The organism is Cellulosimicrobium sp. CpK407 (assembly GCF_051844275.1).
Taxonomy (GTDB): Bacteria; Actinomycetota; Actinomycetes; order Actinomycetales; family Cellulomonadaceae; genus Cellulosimicrobium; species Cellulosimicrobium cellulans_G.
In genome coordinates this window covers 1-1,855 of record NZ_JBGNYC010000096.1, presented here as the reverse complement: position 1 = coordinate 1,855, position 1,855 = coordinate 1, and the positions used below count along the sequence as shown (strand labels likewise).

The window sequence follows — 1,855 nt, the reverse complement described above, 5'->3', positions numbered from 1 at the left end:
CACCGACTTCGACATCTTCCACACGCTCGCCCGGCACGTCTCCGAGCTGTCGGAGACCCACCTGGGCGTGCGCAAGGACGTCGTCGCCGTCCCGCTCGCGCACGACACCCCGGACGCCATGGCGACGCCGCACGGCGAGGTCCTGCCCCAGGACGAGCTCGTGCCCGGGGTCACGATGGCGAGGCTCGTCGTCGTCGAGCGGGACTACCCCGCCCTCGCGGCGCGGCTCGCCGCCCTCGGTCCGCTCACGCAGACGGTGGGCATGGTCACCAAGGGCGTCACGTTCGACCCGACGCCGGAGGTCGAGCGGCTCGCCGTCGCGAACGGCGTCGTCGCCGACGGCCCGGCGGCGGGGCGCCCGCGCCTGGACCGCGACACGCACGTCTGCGAGATGATCCTCGCGCTGTCGGGGACGACGAACGGCCGGCTCGCGGTGCAGGGGTTCGAGGACCTGGAGCGGCGCACCGGGCAGCGTCTGGCCGACCTCGCGCGGGACGAGCAGGGCAAGAGGATCACCTTCCCGGACGTGCAGTCGCGCCCCACGGCGGTCATCACCTCTCCCGAGTGGTCCGGGTCGGAGCACGGCGGGCGGCGCTACAGCGCCTTCGTCATCAACGTGGAGCGCCTCAAGCCCTGGCACACCCTCACGGGCCGCCAGCACTTCTTCCTCGACCACGACTGGATGACGGAGCTCGGCGAGCAGCTCCCGGTCTACCGGCCGCCCCTCGACATGCACCGCCTGTTCGGCGACTCGCGGGTCGGCGACACGTCCCCCACGGGGGCGCAGGGGTCGGAGGGCTACGCGGAGGTCGCCGTGCGGTACCTCACGCCGCACTCGAAGTGGTCGATCCACTCCGAGTACCAGGACAACCTCTTCATGCTCTCGCTCTCGCGCGGCGGCCCCACGATCTGGATGAGCCCGCAGGACGCGGAGAAGATCGGCGTCGCGGACAACGAGTGGATCGAGTCCTACAACCGCAACGGCGTCGTGGTCGCGCGGGCCGTCGTCTCGCACCGCATGCCCGAGGGCACGGTCTTCATGTACCACGCGAAGGACCGGACCGTGGACGTCCCGCGGTCGGAGACGTCCGGGCTCCGCGGGGGCATCCACAACTCCCTGACCCGCGTGCTGCTCAAGCCCACCCACCTCATCGGCGGCTACGCGCAGCTCTCGTACGGCTTCAACTACATCGGCCCGACGGGCAACCAGCGTGACGAGGTCACGGTGATCCGGCGACGGAGTCAGGAGGTGACCTACTGATGTCTGGAACGGCGACACGCATCGGCACGGACGAGTGCGGAACGGCGACGCGAAGGGCGAGGAACGAGTCCGCAGCGGAGCGTGACCTGGGTACCGGAGTGGAGCGTGACGTCCGGTGAAGGTCATGGCGCAGATGTCGATGGTGATGAACCTGGACAAGTGCATCGGGTGTCACACGTGCTCGGTCACGTGCAAGCAGGCCTGGACCAACCGGACCGGGGTCGAGTACGTGTGGTTCAACAACGTCGAGACCCGCCCCGGACTGGGGTACCCGCGCACCTACCAGGACCAGGAACGCTGGCAGGGCGGCTGGGTCCGCACCACGAAGGGCAAGCTCAAGCTGCGCGCCGGGGGCCGGTTGAAGAAGCTCGCCACGATCTTCTCCAACCCCGTCCTGCCCTCCATCCACGACTACTACGAACCCTGGACCTACGAGTACGACATGCTCCTGTCCGCCCCCCAGGGCCAGCACACCCCCGTCGCGCGCCCCACGTCGCTGCTCACGGGGCAGGACATGACCATCTCGTGGTCGGCGAACTGGGACGACGACCTCGCCGGCTCCACCACCACCATGGCCGACGACCCGGTCCTGCA

1 protein-coding gene and 1 pseudogene are annotated in these 1,855 nt (G+C 69.8%); both read left to right on the top strand.

The window, feature by feature from the left end:
- Positions 1–1,261: molybdopterin dinucleotide binding domain-containing protein (locus ABWU78_RS20855; RefSeq protein WP_439159386.1), on the top strand; the 1,261-nt coding region annotated here is incomplete at its 5' end.
- 115 nt (positions 1,262–1,376) lie between these two features.
- A pseudogene (gene narY, locus ABWU78_RS20850) lies at positions 1,377–1,855 on the top strand (nitrate reductase subunit beta); the annotation flags it as partial.